We start from the raw sequence: 15,167 nt of genomic DNA on the forward strand, positions 1-15,167 counted from the left end.
CGGTGCGTCTGGCGCAGGGGTCGTCGGATCGCAACCACATCAACGACTGGGCGCGGCGTTTTTCCTATGTCTCGGGCCAGCGTGCGGGTGCCGACTGGAATTTCGAGACGCCGGGCATGGTGCCGGGCACGATGACGCCGTCGCTGGTGCAGATGCCGGATGCGACGAAGCGCGAGCTTTACGAATATCCGGCTCGCATCAAGACGGTGGAAGAGGCCGAGCGCGCGCAAAAACTGCGCACCCAGTCCATCGAAGCCGATCATGACCGGGTTTTCGGTTCGTCGACCGCGCGTATTCTGGAGGCCGGCCGCCGCTTCACGCCTTACGAGGTCGCCCATCCCGAACACGCCTATGAAGAGCATGTGATTATCCGGGCAAGCCACAATATCGTCGACCTCTCCTATGAGACCAATGGCAACGAACCGGAATACCGCAATCACTTCGAGGCGATCCCCGCCCGTGTGCCGCTGACGCCGCACCGGTCAACGAAACGCCCGCGCATCGAAGGCACGCAGGTGGCGATCGTCGCCGGCCCTGAAGGTGAGGAAATCCATCCTGACCAATATGGCCGCATCAAGCTGTGGTTCCCGTGGGACCGCAAGGCGAAGAAGGATGGCACGGATACGTGCTGGGTGCGGGTCAGCCAGGCATGGGGCGGCGGCACATGGGGTGCGCAGGTCATTCCGCGCATCGGCATGGAGGTGATGGTCGCCTTTGTCGATGGCGACCCGGATAAGCCGCTCGTCATCGGCGTGGTCAACAATCCGGCCAATTCCGTGCCTTACGACCTGCCGGCCAACAAGACACGTATGGTGCTGCGTTCCAACAGCCACAAGGGCGACGGTTTCAACGAAATCACCTTCGAGGATGAGGCCGGCAAGGAGAACCAGTTCTTCCACGCCCAGAAGGACCAGACGACGCGGGTATTGAATGACCGGACCAAGCGCATCGACCGGCATGAGGTCGCCTCGGTCGGCGGCAACCGCGCGGTGGAAGTTTCCGGCAACCAGAAACACGAGATCGGCGGCTCGGTGAACACCGTCGTCGGCGGCACGGGGCCGATGGCGATGATGGCGATGGCGGGCGTGCAGGCGCTCTCCGGGCAGACGGCGGGGTTGCTTTCGCAGGCCGCCCAGATCGCCGGCGGCGGTGGCCCGGGTGTCGCTGCCTTCGCCACCACGCTCGCCTCATCCGCACTCGGCTTCCTCGGCGCAGGCGGTCTTTCCTCGCGTGAGGGTGTCGTTTCCGGCTCAAGCCCGCGCGCGGATGCGGGCACGGCGCTTGCGGGTTCCGGTTCGGGCGTCGGTTCCGATGCTTCGGGATTGTTTCCGCTGCCGGGCATCATGAACACGATCATCGGGGCGTTTCAGTCCACATCCGTTGGAGTGGCGAAGGCTGAGCAGGTCGGGGTCAGCAAGGTTACGAATGTAGGCCAGACGTCGCTGGAGAGCGTCGGAAAGACAAAGAAGACAACCGTTGGAGAGCGTTACGAAATAAACGTTGGCAAAGCCATTTTTACGCAAACTGAAAATCACACGGTGATCGTTAGCGACAAAATAGTGCTTGCCGCGCCCGGTGGTGTCATCGAGATCAACAAAAACGGGGTGTTTATCAAGGCAACCAAGTTCGAGGTCAAAGCAAATGCTGTGAACTTCAAGCGGGGCAGTGCCGGCAAAAGCACGAACAAACCTTTTGCTGAAGACTGCTCGAAGAAGTAGGGGTTGGCGTGGAACTCAATAGCGAGAAGAGGCAGGAAGTTCTTTCCAAACTTCGGGAGGAGCAGGGGAGTGGGGGAACTACTCGCCTTTATGCCGTTGTCGATGCGTCCCGGGCGCCCATGATTATTCCACCAGCACTTCAAGCCATGACGGACAAGGTCGCATGTCTTTACAGAGGCAACGCGCTTGAGGAGTTTGGAGACGATACGGCTTGGGTCGCAGAAATGACATCTGACGAAAGCGTGTTGCAGTGGCTTATCGACAATGGCTTTGGCAAACGCTGGTCAATTTTTCTGCGAACGTCGCATGCATTGGAGGATGTTGTTCGGCATTTGAGGAAATTTACGATGGTCAAAGATAGTGAGGGGACTATTCACTTCTTTCGTTATTACGACCCACGAACGCTGCGCCAATATCTGCCAGTCCTAACATCAGAGCAGGCCGCTGTTTTTTTCAACGGAATTGAGTGTTTTTATTGTGAAAACGACCTGAAGGCGGGAGAATTCCTCAAGTTCCGCTTTGGAAATGGCATTGTACATCGTGAGATCGTTTTGCCTTCCGGAGGCGCAGGTCAGGCAAAGGCAGTTGAGAGGGCATTATCATGATCATTGAATTCGATCCGCGTCAGATGAATGCGATGCTGCATGATGACGACGATTTTACGAATTATTTCACCAGAGAAGTGATGCCAAAGCATCTACCCAGTTTCGCTGATATGGCGGGGTCGCCCCAGGCTACCGAAATGACACGCTGGGGCAGACGCTATGCGGAGCATTTCGGCTTTTCCGACCCAGTTTATCAAATTCACTTTGTCGTTTTGATGTGGCGGATCGGCCCGGATTTCTTTCTCTTCGAACCGTATAAATCCATCCTGGGTGACCGAAGCCAAACCGAGGAACAACGTATCGAGCGCTGTAACCTTGAGCCAACCATGAGCCAGGAGGGAAATGCGATTGCGCGGAGCGACAATGCCTTCTGGTTCCCGCAATATATGAAGAACAACATTCTCGGCGTCCCTTATGACGACATCGAGGAGGAGTTCGAGCGTGAGCGTGCTGCCAAGGCGAGAGACGTTCAATGAGCCAGCATCTTGATGATCTCGTCAATGTTCCGGATACACGCGAGCTTGAACTGGCCCGTCGTGATCTGGACATGCTGAACCAGCGCTATACCGAAATCGCGAAAGAAGCGGGCTGGCTGGCTGCTTCGTCCGTTCCCGTGGTGGGCGGTGTCGTGGATGTTGCGAGCGCCATTGGAAACGCCTGGACCGGCAACTGGGCGGATGCCGGGCTTGATCTGGTCGGTCTTATTCCTGTCTGGGGTGATGGGGCCAAGGCCGCTGCCAAAGGCACCAAGATTGCGCGGTATGCCGAAAAACTGATGAGTCAGGTTGCTGCCGCCCAGCGCAAGGTCAAAGCGCTCGAAGACCATGTACGAAAGTCGGCAGCGGCATCGAAGTATTGGGCTTCCAAGCGCGGCGAAGCATACCGCAAGCTTCAGGAAGATTTGAGAAAATGCAATACGAAGGCATGCCGCCAGAAAAAGATCGACGAATATAAGAACGGCGGCAAATACAAGAACATTCCACGGGAGGGGAAGTGGTCTGGAGAGCCGGGCAACAGCAAGTGGTCCCCGGAACCGGGGACACCGGCCGATAAGGCGCTGAAAGAATATGGACAGGATGGCGTTCAATACCGAAATGGTAAGCCCGATTTCTCGCCCTTCAGCCAAAAAGGCCCGGACGGCAAACCCATCGAAGCACGAATCCCTGATATGCAGGGTAACCACGCCGCGCGAAATGGCGATTTCGGGCAAGCGAGAACAGCGATGAAAGAAAGGTATGGCAGCTGGAACGCTTCCAAAATGGAGGATGGTTACACATGGCACCACAATGAAGATACATCAACGATGCAGCTTGTTGATGAACGAATCCATGCCGTAAAGTCGGGTGGGGGTGCACATACCGGTGGCGCTTCAGCAGTAAAAGACCCTGCCTATTGAGGAAAATATTATGAGCGTTACTTTGGATGAAGCAATCGCCAGAATGCAGGAAACGGGCGATTGGTCTTTTGAGGAAGACTCTCTCTGGTCTGCCCAAGACATTCTCGAATTTGAGGACTACACCTCATTGTCAGTGCCGGAGCAGCTTGTTGCGGTTCTCATGCGCTATGGCTGGAACGGCTTCGAACAACCCGATATCTACGCAAATTTTATTGTGACGTATGAGGATGGCGCGCGTTCTGCGCACGAGGTCCAAGTCCTGGTTTCTGGCAAGAAGCGGTTTTATGATCGACACGACATGTTCATAAGCAACTCCACGTGGCCTGACCAGTTCACCTTGCCAATGATATTCTTCGGCACCGCTGACGGTGGGAACTCGTATTTGTTGATGAATGGTCGAGATAAGACCGACAACCGAGTATGGCTGTGGGAGCAAGCGTCGGATCCCTTCGGCACGGGAAATAACACGCGCGGCCTGGGTCTCGCAGCCCCGTCTCTTTATGAGTTTTTCTACAATCTTAAAAAGGCCGACGAGATATAAATGCTTGGTCTGCACGAAAAATGGCGAGCAACCTTCATCGAATCCTGGCCGGACGAAGTGTGCGAGTTGGGATTGCCCTTCGAGCAGTTGCTTATTTCGGAGCAGGATCGCGCCGCGATAGGAAGTAGAACTGCGGCTTTCCGCGAGCTGTTCGACATAGATGAACTCACCCAGCTATCAGATGAATTTCGCATAGGCATAGATGCCAAAACGGCGGTTTTCAAAGACGGTGCTCATTTTCGCTTCGGTGGATGCAGTTTCAAGCAGCCCGGACAATACCAAAAGGGGCCGATCTTCAACAGCGCCCAACTCATGTCTCATATATTGCGGGATAACCCCCGTGTGGCGGGACTTCTTGCCAGTTCACTTCAAGATAAATTTGACGTTTGCATGTTCATACGGCCTTGGAAAGACATTCCCAAATGGTCTGAGTTCAGGCTCTTCATGAAAAACCGGGAATTCCTCGGCGCTTCGCAGTATTTTCATACGGCTTTTTTTCCTGAGATAGAGGCAAATGCCAAATCCATCGCGGCAGCTCTGGTGGATTTTGCGGACCGTTTCAGGGAGGTCGCTCATATTGATGATGCTATCGTCGATATTTACCTGAAACCCGGCGATGTCGCCGGATTTGAAGCTGTGCTTCTGGATATTAACCCGCTCATCGTGCGGTCCGACCCGTGCCTTTTTCAATGGAGGAACGGGGGGGATTTTGACAGGGGGCTACGCTTCCGGGGCGGGAATAATCGAGTGCTCGCCATAGCACCGTTGCCTTTTACACGTGCGGCTTGATTTAGTTGAGAAGGAGGAGCCAATGACCGCCAGCCCAGTCTCTCTTAAAGGCCACATGCATGTCTGCCCCAAGGTCGATCCCGGCCCAAGACCGCATGTTGGTGGTCCCGTCATCTCCACCCAACAGAGTTTTGTTACGGTTGAAGGAACGCCGGTCGCAACTGTCGGTGATACCTGTTTGTGCACGGGAGTTCCGACGACCGATACAATTACTGCCGGCTCGTCCTTTGCCGTTATTGATGGAAAGAAGATAGTGCGGCAGGGGGATGCATGCGCGCATGGTGGAAGATTGGTGCAGGGAACCTCCTGGATTACGTTCGAGTAATCTGAAATACGGTGCCGTGACGACAATCTGCCTCATGCAATTGTTTGACTAGCGGAGCCTGTTTCTGCGTTTGCCATTGGAAATTCTGCCTCTAGTCACCTGCTCCGAAAGAAACGCACCGACATCCTCTTCCCGAAGCGGTGGCGCATAGATATAGCCCTGTACCAGCGTGGCGCCGAGGCCTTGGAGTGCGGTGAGCTCGGCTGGTGTTTCCACCCCTTCCACCACGCATTCCAGCCCCATGTCGCGGCTGAGGGTGAGAAGGGATTTCACGATTTTGTAGCTGGCCGGTTTTTCGTGCAGGTCCGTCACGAAGCTGCGGTCGATCTTGATTTTGGTCAGCGGCAATGCATGCAGTCGCGTCAGGCTGGAATAGCCGGTGCCGAAATCGTCCAGCGATATGCCGCAGCCGAGACGCCGCAGCATTTCGACCGATTGCCTGACCTGTTCGAAATCATGGGCAAAAGCCGTCTCGGTAATTTCAAGGTCCAGCCGTCGTGCATCGAAGCTGCTGTTTTCGATGATGCCGAGCAGGGAAAGCACGCCCTCATGGGAATTGAGGTCCTGGGCCGAAAGGTTGAACGACAGGCGCAGGGAGGGTTCCCACTTGGCGGCGGAGGCGAGCGCCATCTTGAGAAGCGGCCGCGTCAGCGAACCGACGATGCCGGCCCGTTCCGCGATGGGGAAGAACTGGCAAGGCGGCACATGTGCGAGAAGCGGGCTGTGCCAGCGCGCCAGCGCTTCAAAACCTGCCGTCCTTCCGTCGCGTATATCGACGATCGGCTGGAATACGACCGAAAGCTCGTTTTCCATATCCCGCTGTTTGAGCAGGTGCTCGATGCGGGCTTCGATATTGATCTGCTTTTCGTGCTCCGCATCGAACAGAACGGCATCGCCACGCCGGGTTTTCTTGGCGTGGTAAAGGGCATAATCCGCCCTGTCGAAAAGCTGTTCAAGCGTTGAGGCGAGGTTCGGAAACACGGCAATTCCCATGGAAGCGGAAACATGCACGGTGCCTTCCGGCATATGGTACGGCGCCCTCAATTGCTCGGAGATCGCATTGGCATTTGCGACGAGTTGCGCGTCATCCGGTATGATCGGGGCGACGATGGCGAATTCGTCACCGCCCAGCCGAAAGGCCCTGCTGGCTTTCAGATTGGCGGTGAGGCGTTTGCTGACATTGACAAGCAGCCTGTCTCCCACGGAGTGGCCGTAAAGATCGTTAACGGGCTTGAACCCGTCCAGATCGATGACACCCAACGCCAGCCGGGTTCCGTTGGCCTTGGCTTTTTCGAGCTCGGCCTCAAGGTGGGCGAAAAAGGCGCGGCGGTTGGGCAGTTCCGTCAGGCTGTCGATATTGGCAAGCAGCAGGTTTTCGTTGCTGAGCGCTTCCGTACGCTGTTGTGAAATGACCATGCGCTCGAAATTGCGGTAGTTGGTCAGCAGAATGGACATCATGCCGGTGCAGACCAGCAAAACGTTGATGGCGATGGCAACAAAGGTCGGTTGCTGCGACGCCAGAAAGAAGGCGATGAAGGCGCCATTGACGATGAGCGTCACCATGAAGGCGGCCGAACGCACATACATCAGACAGAAAATGCAGGAAATGACGGTAATCGCCATATAGAAGGCGACGTGGGATTGCGTATAGGCATCCCCATAGGGCACCAGCAGAAAAGACCAGAGCGTGAATGCCATGGCGATGCCGGCAGCGAGGCGATTCGTGCGCCGAAGGGCTGCATGCGCCACCCGCGGTTCGGGATCCATGCCGCGCGTCCTCCACCAGAAGGCGACCCTGAGCGTGCAGCCGAGTGTGAAGAGGGCGGGAACTCCAACGGTGAGCCAAGGCGGCGCCAATCGTATGTGCGTCACGGCAAGCGCCCATGTGCTTGAAAGCAGGATGAAATACATCATCGGCATCTGTCGGGTGAAAGCGCGGTACTGTGCTTTCAGCAGATCAGGATTGTCGGACCGGACGGACATGAAGTCCTGCAGTTTTTGTGTGGCGGTCAGTATTTTCATTCATGGCTCTTCAAATACAGAGCGGCATTCGTAACATAATTCCCGTTACATCATTGGAAATACACACGGTTAACCGACAGACAACTACATCAACCGCAAGATGCAGGCGCTTCGCTTCGCAACATTCCAATGTTTTCAGTATTAAATGTTTCCTGCGGGGATATTCCTGATGGGGGAGGAAGCCCTTTGCTTCATGCCATGAGTTGCGACGAATCCATTCAATTGGCATGATCGGCCCGCCCGCTTCCAATGTTCATCAGCTCCGTTTCAACGCCCCTTGAAAAGTTTGAACGCGCGTGCAATATGAACGCGTGTTCAAACTTTGAGAAATGGTTCTTGCGCATGGATTCGATCCACTATCCCGATACATTGGCGGCGCGTGCAGAATTGTGCCGCAGCGTTATTCTTTCCGCCGGGGAGCTGGTGCTGAAAGGTTTTCAGGGCGAGGCGACGCGCAGCTTTTCGATGAAGGGGCCGCAGGATTTTCTGACGGTAACGGATGCTGCCTCCGAAGCGCATATTCGCGGCGCGATCATGGCCGCTTTCCCGGAAGACAGTTTTTTCGGGGAAGAAGGCGGCGGCGAGATCGGTGAGCGCGTCTGGGTCGTGGATCCCATCGACGGCACCGCCAATTTTGCCCGTGGCATTCCGCATTTCTGCATCTCCATCGCCTATGTCGAAAACGGCCAGACCGAAATCGGGGCGATCTATAGTCCCGCTCTTGGCGAGCTTTATTTCGCCCGCCGCGGCGAGGGAGCGACGCGGAACGGGCAACCGATCAGGACTGCGGAAACGGAGCGCTTCGATGCGGCTTCGATCGAGATGGGGTGGTCCACCCGCATCGCGAATGCGACCTATCTCGATGTCGTCAGGAACCTGCTCGATATGGGCGCCAATGTCCGCCGCGCCGGCTCCGGCGCGCTGGCGCTTGCCTATGTGGCTGATGGCCGTTCCGATGGCTATCTCGAATTGCACATGAATTCATGGGATTGTCTTGCGGGGCTGCTACTCGTCAGCGAAGCTGGCGGCGATGTGTGCCCTTTTCTGGAGATCGGCAGTCTCCGGGAGGGCGGGCCGGTACTGGCCGCAGCCGCCGGTGTTGCCAGAGGCGTCAGTCAGGCATCGAATATAGCGCTGGTCGCGCGGCAGCTGTCGGATCGTCCGCGGGCGGCATCGGCGTGATTTATGGCGGAGGCCCTTTTGCAGAGGGGGCCTCGTGCTTCATGCATGTGGAGGAATGAAATGGATAGACCCGTTTATGCCCGGCCCGCAATCAGCCTGATTTCGGAAGGGCTCGGCCCGCACAATGCTGCGCTTTACATTGGCGGCAGCGATGGTGCGAGCGATCTCGGGCTCCTGCGCCGGCATGGCATCACCACCGTCGTCAATTGCGCCGTCAATCTGGATATCAATCTCGTGCAGGCGGTGGCGGAAGAGGGCGACAGGCGCACCGTGGGTTATGGCGATATCCGTTATTACAAGCTCGGCCTTATCGATGGTGAGGGCAGCCCCGACACCATGATGCTGGGCGCCTATTACATTCTCGACGGCGCGCTTCGCCAGACCATGCCGAAGCGGGAAACCTATCCCTTTGCCGATGGCGGCAATGTGCTCGTCAATTGCCGCAGCGGCCGCAGCCGTTCCGTCTCACTGGTGGCGCTTTTCCTGCACAAGCAGCAGCCGGATCTCTATCCGACCCTCGATGATGCGCTGGCCGTGATCCGCACGAAGCGGGAATTGCGGCCTGACGAATGGTTCGAGACGCCGAAACCGATGCTTTACGCCGCCGCCCGCCGTGCTTCCGACTGGATCGACATGGTCGAGGGCAGAAAGACCGCTCAACCATGCTGACACGCACGCTTCCTTCCGTTGCCGTCATCGCCGACGCGCATTTCCATGACACGGCAGCCGATTTCGGATTTCCCGGCATCGAAATCGACGGTCAGCGCATCACCATGCGCAGCTGGTCGGATACGCGTGAATCCACCCGGGTTTTCAATGAAAGCGCCGATGCATTGCATGCGGCGCTGGAGAAGGTGCGGCAGCGCGGCATTCGCCATGTGGTGCTGCTTGGCGACTATACCGATGATGGCCAGCGGGTGACGACTGAAACGCTGAAGAACATCCTGCAACGCCACAGCGACACCCACGGCACGGCCTTCTACGCATTGCCCGGAAACCACGATATTTTCGGACCGCGCGGCCGGCACCATACCAAGGAGTTTTTGACGGAAAACGGCAAATGCCTTTCCGTTTCAAGCGATGCGCGGCGAGCCGGTGAGCGCGTCGTCGTTAGCGACGGGATGTATTGCGAAGGTTATCCCGTGGGCCTTGGCCCGATGGCGGCTTTCGGTTATTTCCGCCAGCCGGATTATCTGCATTGGGAAACCCCTTTCGGTGTTTCCGATGCGCCGGAGGACCGGCTGTACGCGGTGCGCTCACCCGATGGGCGCAATATCTACCGCCTGATGGATGCCTCCTATCTGGTCGAACCGGAGCCGGGCCTGTGGCTGCTGATGATCGACGCCAATATTTTCGAGCCGCTCGATGGTGAGTTCGAAGCGGGCGAGGAAGCGGCTTTTATCGACAGCACCTCCGGTGGCTGGAATGCGCTTTTGCGCTGCAAGCCCTTCCTCATCGACTGGATTGCTGATGTGCGCCGCAGGGCGGAGCTGCACGGCAAGACATTGCTCGGCTTTTCCCACTATCCGGCGCTCGATCCTTTCGATGGCGCAAGCGGTGCGGAAGGCGCCCTGTTCGGTGAAACCAATGTCGTGCGCCGCACGCCGCGCAAGGCAGTGGAGGATGCGCTGTTACAGGCCGGGCTTGCCGTTCATTTCAGCGGGCACCTGCACGTGGAAGGCGTGACCCGGCGCGGGGAAGGCGAAAACTCGCTCACCAATATCGCCGTGCCGTCGCTCGTCGCCTTTCCGCCCGCTTTCAAGGTCGTCCACCCGTCGCGGCAGGCAATCCTTGTCGAGACGGTGGAGATGGCTGCTCTGCCGGTCAATGGCCGCATTTGCGATGGTTACGCGCAGGAGACAGCACTGGCGGGCGAGGCGAACGACCTGGCTTTTGCCGCCGGCAATTACGGTGAATTTCTGCTGGGCCACAAGCGGGCGCTGATCAGGTATCGTTATTTCCCCAAGGAATGGCCGGCCGAGGTCGTCACGGCAATCGCCGATAAAAGCGTTCGGGAGGTTCTCGACCTGCTTGGAGAAGAAGGCCGATCCTCGCCTGATGCTGCTGTCCTGTCCTTGGACCTGCCGATATTCGAACTGATTGCTGACTGGTATTGCCTGCGCCAGGGTGCAGGTCTGGCACTGCCGCATATCGCGCCGCAACGGCTTTCCCTTTATCGAACGCTGGCGGAGCGTTTCGGTCGCGAGCCGGATAGTCACGATGGTTCGGTCGAAAGCTTTCTCGAAATCTTCTTCGGAGCCCTCGGCCTGTTTCTCGAGCGTGCCGAAAGCAGCCCGCGTGATCTGGAGCTTGGGCTTGTACTGCAGCGTGAACGGGTTGCGGTTTGAACTGAAGATTTTTGCCCGGAAGGACATTTGGTCTAGCGCGCGGTGATGCGCTCGACCATGGAAACGGGCACGACCTGAAGCCGGGTTTCCGGCTCATCGCTATCGAGCGCGGTCAAAACCTTCTCGGTCAGCGCGTCGAAAGACTGGGCAACGGTCGTCAGCTGGTAGCTTTTCCAGCCGGCCTGCGGAATATCGTCGAAACCGACAATCGAGATATCTTCCGGAACCCGGCGGCCCATTTCCAGCCGGGCGGCGTCCATGAAACCGAGAGCCAGCAGATCAGTGACACAGAAGGCGCCGTCGATGGTCCTGTCCGCGAGCAATTCTCGACCGGCCTGATAGCCACTGTCATAGCTGGTGGGGCCGCCGCACCATGGAACCACCTGAATACCCTCCATGGTCATGCGCTCGGTGAAAGCGTTGACGCGGCGCAACTGTGCCGGCGTCCGGCTGCCGCTGGAGACAACCGCAACCTTTCCGCACCTGGCCGCCACAAGCCGCATGGCGGCCAGATTGGCGCCGTGGGAATCGTCGCTCAGCACCATATTCGTATCGGTGCGGTCCAGATGCTGGTTGATGAGGATGAGACGCACGCCGTTGGCGATGCATTCGTCGATAATAGAGGCCGGAGGTTCACCGGAAAGAACGATGATGGCCTGCGCGCGGAATTCGAAGAGACGCTCGATGAGTGGTGCGATGTCCTTGCGCGCATCTGCCGCATTCAGCAGCAGGCATTGCAGGCCACGGCGCAAGAGACCGATGCTGAGGAAATCGAGCTGTTTCGAAATGAAGGGAGAACTGAGATTTGCTCCGACAACACCAACGAGGTTGGAGCGGTCGTTATTGAGGCCCTGCGCCAAACGGTTGATGCGATAGCCAAGTTCCTGCGCAGCCTTCAACACCCTGCGTCGGACGGCCTTGGATACGCTGCCGCCGGGAGTGAAGGTGCGTGAAACGGCGGAGCGTGAGACACCCGCCTTTTTTGCTACTTCTTCGGCCGTTACGAACCCTTTCGCCATTCAATCCCCCGTTGCGAATCCACATGTCTGATAGCACAGGTCAGATTGCAGCGACTATTCCAATTGAAATATTTCAGGTGCTGTGGTCGCGGTCAGTTTTGCGGTTCCAGCGCGCTTGCCGCAGCCTCGGCACGCGCGGCTGCCTCCTTTGCCTCCCGCTCGGCGCGGGAGGCCGCTTCCGGGTTGCTCGAACCGTCATAACCTCCCATGGCGCGTTCCCCGATGGCGATGTGGACATCCTTGAGCTGGATGACGACGAGACCGGCGAGGATGGCCGCGCCGATAAAGAATACTGTTTTCCCGTTTATGGTCATTCGACTCCACGCTTCGTGTTTGCCGGCGGAGGAAACAGCCGGCAAAACCACCGCTCAGCGGGTCAGGAGGCCGACGCCCGTTTCCGCATCGAACAAATGCATATCGGACGGGTCGATGTCGAGGCCGATCGTTTCACCGGCCTTGACTGCGCTGCGTCCCTGCACCGCGATAACCAGTTCGGTGGAGGTTCCCGTGGTGAGGAAGGTGGCCGAGCCGGTCGTCTCCACCGCGGAAACCGGCAGTGTCAATGCCGCCCCGTCTGTTGCGGCCGGCCGGATATGTTCCGGCCTGATGCCGACGATCACATCCTTGCCCGGCGGCAGGGAGGCCGGATTCCCGATCGATTGCTGCGGTTCGCCTTCGCCGAAGCTGAGCTGAAGGGACGCGCGATCCGGGCTGACGGTCGCCGGAATGAAATTCATGGCCGGCGAGCCGATGAAGCCCGCAACGAAACGATTGACCGGGCGGTCGTATAGTTCCAGCGGCGTGCCCTGCTGTTCGATCACGCCATCGCGCATGACGACGACGTGATCGGCCATGGTCATCGCTTCGATCTGGTCGTGGGTGACATAGACCGAAGTGGCATGCAGGCGATCGTGCAGCGCGCGGATTTCCTTGCGCATGTGGACGCGTAGCGCCGCATCGAGATTGGAAAGCGGCTCATCGAACAGGAAGGCCTGCGGGTTGCGGATGATCGCCCGGCTCATGGCCACGCGCTGGCGCTGGCCGCCGGAGAGTTCGCGGGGATAACGCTTCATCAGCTTTGAAAGACCAGTCGTGGCCGCAACTTCTTCCGCCGCCTTGCGGGCGTCGGCCTTGGCGACGCCGCGCATACGCAGCGAATAGGTGAGATTTTCCTCCACGGTCATATGCGGATAGAGCGCATAGGACTGGAACACCATCGCCACATCGCGCTTGCGCGGCGGCACGCCGTTCATGAGCGTGCCGGCAATGCGCATGTCGCCGGCCGATATGGTCTCCAGCCCGGCGAGCGAGCGCAGAAGCGTGGACTTGCCGCAGCCCGACGGGCCGACAAGTGCGACGAAAGTGCCCTTCTTGATGGAAAGGTTGATATTCTTCAGCGCATGGAAGGCGCCGTAATATTTGTTGACGCCGGAAAGTTCGATCTGAAGGGTCATTTGAGCGCTCCCGATGTCAGGCCGGATACGATGCGGCGCTGCAAGAGAATGAAGAGGGCGAGAATGGGCGTCACATACATGGTCGCATAGGCCATGATGTTGTTCCATTCGCTGGTATTGGGGCCCATGAAGGAATTGAGGCCGACGCTGGCGGGTTGCAATTCGGCCGCCTGGATCATCGATTTCGAATAGACGAACTCGCCGAAGGCCTGCATGAAGATGAGGATGGCGCTGACGAGAATGCCGTTTCTGGCAAGCGGCAGCACGATGTTGAAGAAAGCGCCGACCCGGGAATTGCCATCCACCAGCGCCGCCTCTTCCAGTTCCTGCGGCACGGCCATGAAAGTGGCGCGCACAAGCACCACGAAGAAGGGCATGCTTTTGGCCGCAATGGCGAGGATGACCGACAGGCGCGGATAATCGAGAAGCCCGAATTGCGAGAAGCCGACGAAGATCGGCGTGATCATCAACGATGCCGGCAGAACCTGCAGCATGAGGATGAGGAACAGGCCGATATCCACCCAGACATTGCGATAGCGCGCCAGCACATAGGCGCAGCCGACGCCGAGAATGGTGATCAGCAGCACCGCGCTCGAAGCGATCAGCACCGAATTCCACAGGTATCGGCCCATATTGCGGCTGTTCCAGACATAGGCATAGGTCTGCCATTGCGGGTCCGTGGGCCAGAAGGCGGGTGGATTGGCGAACATTTCCGAGCCGCTTTTAAGCGAGGTCAGATACATCCAGTAAAGCGGGAAAAGGTAGATGATGGCGAGCACGATGGCGATGGCCAGCATCAGGCGGTTGCGGGTCGTGATGCTCATCCGCGCACCTCATGCCGTGTGGAGCGCACATAAACGATGGAGGCCAGCATGACGAAAACGATCATGATGACGGAGATCGTGGCGCCCCTGCCGAAATCATATTGCCGGAACGACAGGTCCCAGGCCCAATATTGCGCCACGTTGGAGCTGTTATTCGGTCCGCCATCGGTAATGGCGGCGAAAAGATCGAATTGCTGCAGCGTGAAGATCAGCCCGAGCGAGACGATCGCACCGATGGTGGAGCGCATCATCGGCAGGGTGATGGTGTAGAAGCGCTGCCAGGCATTGGCGCCGTCCAGTTCCGCGGCTTCGTAGAGATCGCCGGGAATGGAGGCGAGACCGACGGAAAGCAGGATCATGTTGAAGGAGGTGCCGAGCCAGATATTGGCGATGACAACGGCCCAGAGCGAAAAATTTGCATCGGAGCGCCAGAAGATATTGCCCGATATCAGGCCGCTTTCCCGTAGGAAGAAATTCAACACGCCGAAATCGCCGGACAGGATCCAGTTCCAGATCGCGCCCACCACGAGGCCGGGCATGACCCATGACACGAGGAACAAGCCGCGCAGCCAGGTTGCGCCGGGAAAATTGACCCAGAAGAACAGCGCCAGACCGAAGCCGATGGCGAATTGCCCGGCAATCGAGGCCACGACAAAGGTGACGGTGTTGAAAAGGATCGGCAATGTTTCCGGCTGCCGGAACAGATCGATATAATTCTTGAAGCCGACGAAGGGGCGCACGAAGGTGCCCAGGCTGAACATGTCGACTTCCTGAAAGCTCATGACGATGTTGTAGATGAGCGGCAGCCCCGCCATGACGAACAGGAAGCCCAAAGGAAAGGCGACAAGGACGATATCGAAACCGCGACCGTCACTGACGCTGGAAAACAGTTTTTTCATGAAACATCCTCACAAGCTCCAGTCGGGGCCGCCGCCGCTTGTCGC

The 15,167-nt window shown here is 58.0% G+C and carries 16 protein-coding genes; 10 read left to right on the forward strand and 6 right to left on the reverse strand.

Going from position 1 to position 15,167, the window contains the following annotated elements:
• From tssI to I3J13_RS17920, 7 genes are all read left to right on the forward strand, one after another.
• On the forward strand, positions 1-1,718 hold a 1,718-nt coding region (gene tssI, locus I3J13_RS17890), incomplete at its 5' end, for a type VI secretion system tip protein TssI/VgrG (protein ID WP_196379632.1).
• An 8-nt stretch (positions 1,719-1,726) separates the two neighbouring features.
• On the forward strand, positions 1,727-2,323 hold the full coding sequence (locus I3J13_RS17895; RefSeq protein ID WP_142781238.1) for a DUF4123 domain-containing protein: 597 nt from the start codon (positions 1,727-1,729) through the stop codon (positions 2,321-2,323).
• Entirely contained in the window at positions 2,320-2,799 is a 480-nt protein-coding gene (locus I3J13_RS17900; protein ID WP_196379633.1) for a hypothetical protein, read from the forward strand. The genes I3J13_RS17895 and I3J13_RS17900 overlap by 4 nt, the downstream gene beginning before the upstream one ends.
• Entirely contained in the window at positions 2,796-3,719 is a 924-nt protein-coding gene (locus tag I3J13_RS17905; protein WP_059761059.1) for an HNH endonuclease, read from the forward strand. The genes I3J13_RS17900 and I3J13_RS17905 overlap by 4 nt, the downstream gene beginning before the upstream one ends.
• A gap of 10 nt (positions 3,720-3,729) precedes the next feature.
• Entirely contained in the window at positions 3,730-4,260 is a 531-nt protein-coding gene (locus I3J13_RS17910; RefSeq protein ID WP_080853671.1) for an SMI1/KNR4 family protein, read from the forward strand.
• Complete coding sequence (locus I3J13_RS17915; protein WP_196379634.1) at positions 4,261-5,049, forward strand: cell division cycle protein 123 family protein; 789 nt, start codon at positions 4,261-4,263, stop codon at positions 5,047-5,049. It abuts the gene before it with no gap.
• Positions 5,050-5,071: 22 nt separating this feature from the next.
• Positions 5,072-5,374, forward strand: a complete 303-nt coding sequence (locus I3J13_RS17920) for a PAAR domain-containing protein (protein WP_080853669.1) — start codon at positions 5,072-5,074, stop codon at positions 5,372-5,374.
• Positions 5,375-5,422: 48 nt separating this feature from the next.
• On the opposite strand, the gene I3J13_RS17925 is transcribed toward I3J13_RS17920, so the two are convergent.
• Positions 5,423-7,396, reverse strand: a complete 1,974-nt coding sequence (locus I3J13_RS17925; protein ID WP_196379635.1) for a putative bifunctional diguanylate cyclase/phosphodiesterase — start codon at positions 7,394-7,396, stop codon at positions 5,423-5,425.
• 342 nt (positions 7,397-7,738) lie between these two features.
• Between I3J13_RS17925 and I3J13_RS17930 the strand changes: the two genes are divergently transcribed.
• From I3J13_RS17930 to I3J13_RS17940, 3 genes are read left to right on the forward strand one after another with little or no spacing between them, the layout of a single operon-like run.
• Positions 7,739-8,578, forward strand: coding sequence for an inositol monophosphatase family protein (locus I3J13_RS17930; RefSeq protein WP_196379636.1), 840 nt, complete (start codon positions 7,739-7,741; stop codon positions 8,576-8,578).
• Positions 8,579-8,638: 60 nt separating this feature from the next.
• Positions 8,639-9,247: a dual specificity protein phosphatase family protein gene (locus I3J13_RS17935; RefSeq protein WP_196379637.1), complete on the forward strand. Its 609-nt coding sequence runs from the start codon at positions 8,639-8,641 to the stop codon at positions 9,245-9,247.
• Positions 9,241-10,926 (forward strand): metallophosphoesterase family protein, encoded by a 1,686-nt coding sequence (locus I3J13_RS17940; RefSeq protein WP_196379638.1) that lies wholly within the window; start codon positions 9,241-9,243, stop codon positions 10,924-10,926. The genes I3J13_RS17935 and I3J13_RS17940 overlap by 7 nt, the downstream gene beginning before the upstream one ends.
• Before the next feature lie 32 nt (positions 10,927-10,958).
• On the opposite strand, the gene I3J13_RS17945 is transcribed toward I3J13_RS17940, so the two are convergent.
• The 5 genes from I3J13_RS17945 to I3J13_RS17965 all read right to left on the reverse strand — a co-directional run bounded on the left by I3J13_RS17945 (position 10,959) and on the right by I3J13_RS17965 (position 15,122).
• Entirely contained in the window at positions 10,959-11,945 is a 987-nt protein-coding gene (locus I3J13_RS17945) for a LacI family DNA-binding transcriptional regulator (RefSeq protein WP_196379639.1), read from the reverse strand.
• A 92-nt stretch (positions 11,946-12,037) separates the two neighbouring features.
• Positions 12,038-12,259, reverse strand: coding sequence for a hypothetical protein (locus I3J13_RS17950; protein ID WP_196379640.1), 222 nt, complete (start codon positions 12,257-12,259; stop codon positions 12,038-12,040).
• A gap of 54 nt (positions 12,260-12,313) precedes the next feature.
• The gene (locus I3J13_RS17955; protein ID WP_196379641.1) at positions 12,314-13,399 is read right to left on the reverse strand and encodes an ABC transporter ATP-binding protein; all 1,086 of its coding nucleotides are present in this window, start codon (positions 13,397-13,399) and stop codon (positions 12,314-12,316) included.
• A complete protein-coding gene (locus I3J13_RS17960) occupies positions 13,396-14,223 on the reverse strand; it encodes a carbohydrate ABC transporter permease (protein ID WP_065655228.1) in 828 nt (275 codons plus the stop codon). The genes I3J13_RS17955 and I3J13_RS17960 overlap by 4 nt, the downstream gene beginning before the upstream one ends.
• Complete coding sequence (locus I3J13_RS17965) at positions 14,220-15,122, reverse strand: carbohydrate ABC transporter permease (RefSeq protein ID WP_196379642.1); 903 nt, start codon at positions 15,120-15,122, stop codon at positions 14,220-14,222. Before I3J13_RS17965 ends, I3J13_RS17960 begins: the two co-directional genes overlap by 4 nt.
• Positions 15,123-15,167 lie beyond the last annotated feature (45 nt).

The organism is Agrobacterium leguminum, assembly GCF_015704895.1.
Classification (GTDB): domain Bacteria; phylum Pseudomonadota; class Alphaproteobacteria; order Rhizobiales; family Rhizobiaceae; genus Agrobacterium; species Agrobacterium leguminum.

Coding starts and splice junctions, on each gene's coding strand:
- I3J13_RS17955 (WP_196379641.1), bottom strand. CDS start 13,399: ATGACCCTTCAGATCGAACTTTCCGGCGTCAACAAATATTACGGCGCC.
- I3J13_RS17935 (WP_196379637.1), top strand. CDS start 8,639: ATGGATAGACCCGTTTATGCCCGGCCCGCAATCAGCCTGATTTCGGAA.
- I3J13_RS17900 (WP_196379633.1), top strand. CDS start 2,320: ATGATCATTGAATTCGATCCGCGTCAGATGAATGCGATGCTGCATGAT.
- I3J13_RS17960 (WP_065655228.1), bottom strand. CDS start 14,223: ATGAGCATCACGACCCGCAACCGCCTGATGCTGGCCATCGCCATCGTG.
- I3J13_RS17940 (WP_196379638.1), top strand. CDS start 9,241: ATGCTGACACGCACGCTTCCTTCCGTTGCCGTCATCGCCGACGCGCAT.
- I3J13_RS17925 (WP_196379635.1), bottom strand. CDS start 7,396: ATGAAAATACTGACCGCCACACAAAAACTGCAGGACTTCATGTCCGTC.
- I3J13_RS17905 (WP_059761059.1), top strand. CDS start 2,796: ATGAGCCAGCATCTTGATGATCTCGTCAATGTTCCGGATACACGCGAG.
- I3J13_RS17910 (WP_080853671.1), top strand. CDS start 3,730: ATGAGCGTTACTTTGGATGAAGCAATCGCCAGAATGCAGGAAACGGGC.
- I3J13_RS17915 (WP_196379634.1), top strand. CDS start 4,261: ATGCTTGGTCTGCACGAAAAATGGCGAGCAACCTTCATCGAATCCTGG.
- I3J13_RS17920 (WP_080853669.1), top strand. CDS start 5,072: ATGACCGCCAGCCCAGTCTCTCTTAAAGGCCACATGCATGTCTGCCCC.
- I3J13_RS17930 (WP_196379636.1), top strand. CDS start 7,739: ATGGATTCGATCCACTATCCCGATACATTGGCGGCGCGTGCAGAATTG.
- I3J13_RS17965 (WP_196379642.1), bottom strand. CDS start 15,122: ATGAAAAAACTGTTTTCCAGCGTCAGTGACGGTCGCGGTTTCGATATC.
- I3J13_RS17950 (WP_196379640.1), bottom strand. CDS start 12,259: ATGACCATAAACGGGAAAACAGTATTCTTTATCGGCGCGGCCATCCTC.
- I3J13_RS17945 (WP_196379639.1), bottom strand. CDS start 11,945: ATGGCGAAAGGGTTCGTAACGGCCGAAGAAGTAGCAAAAAAGGCGGGT.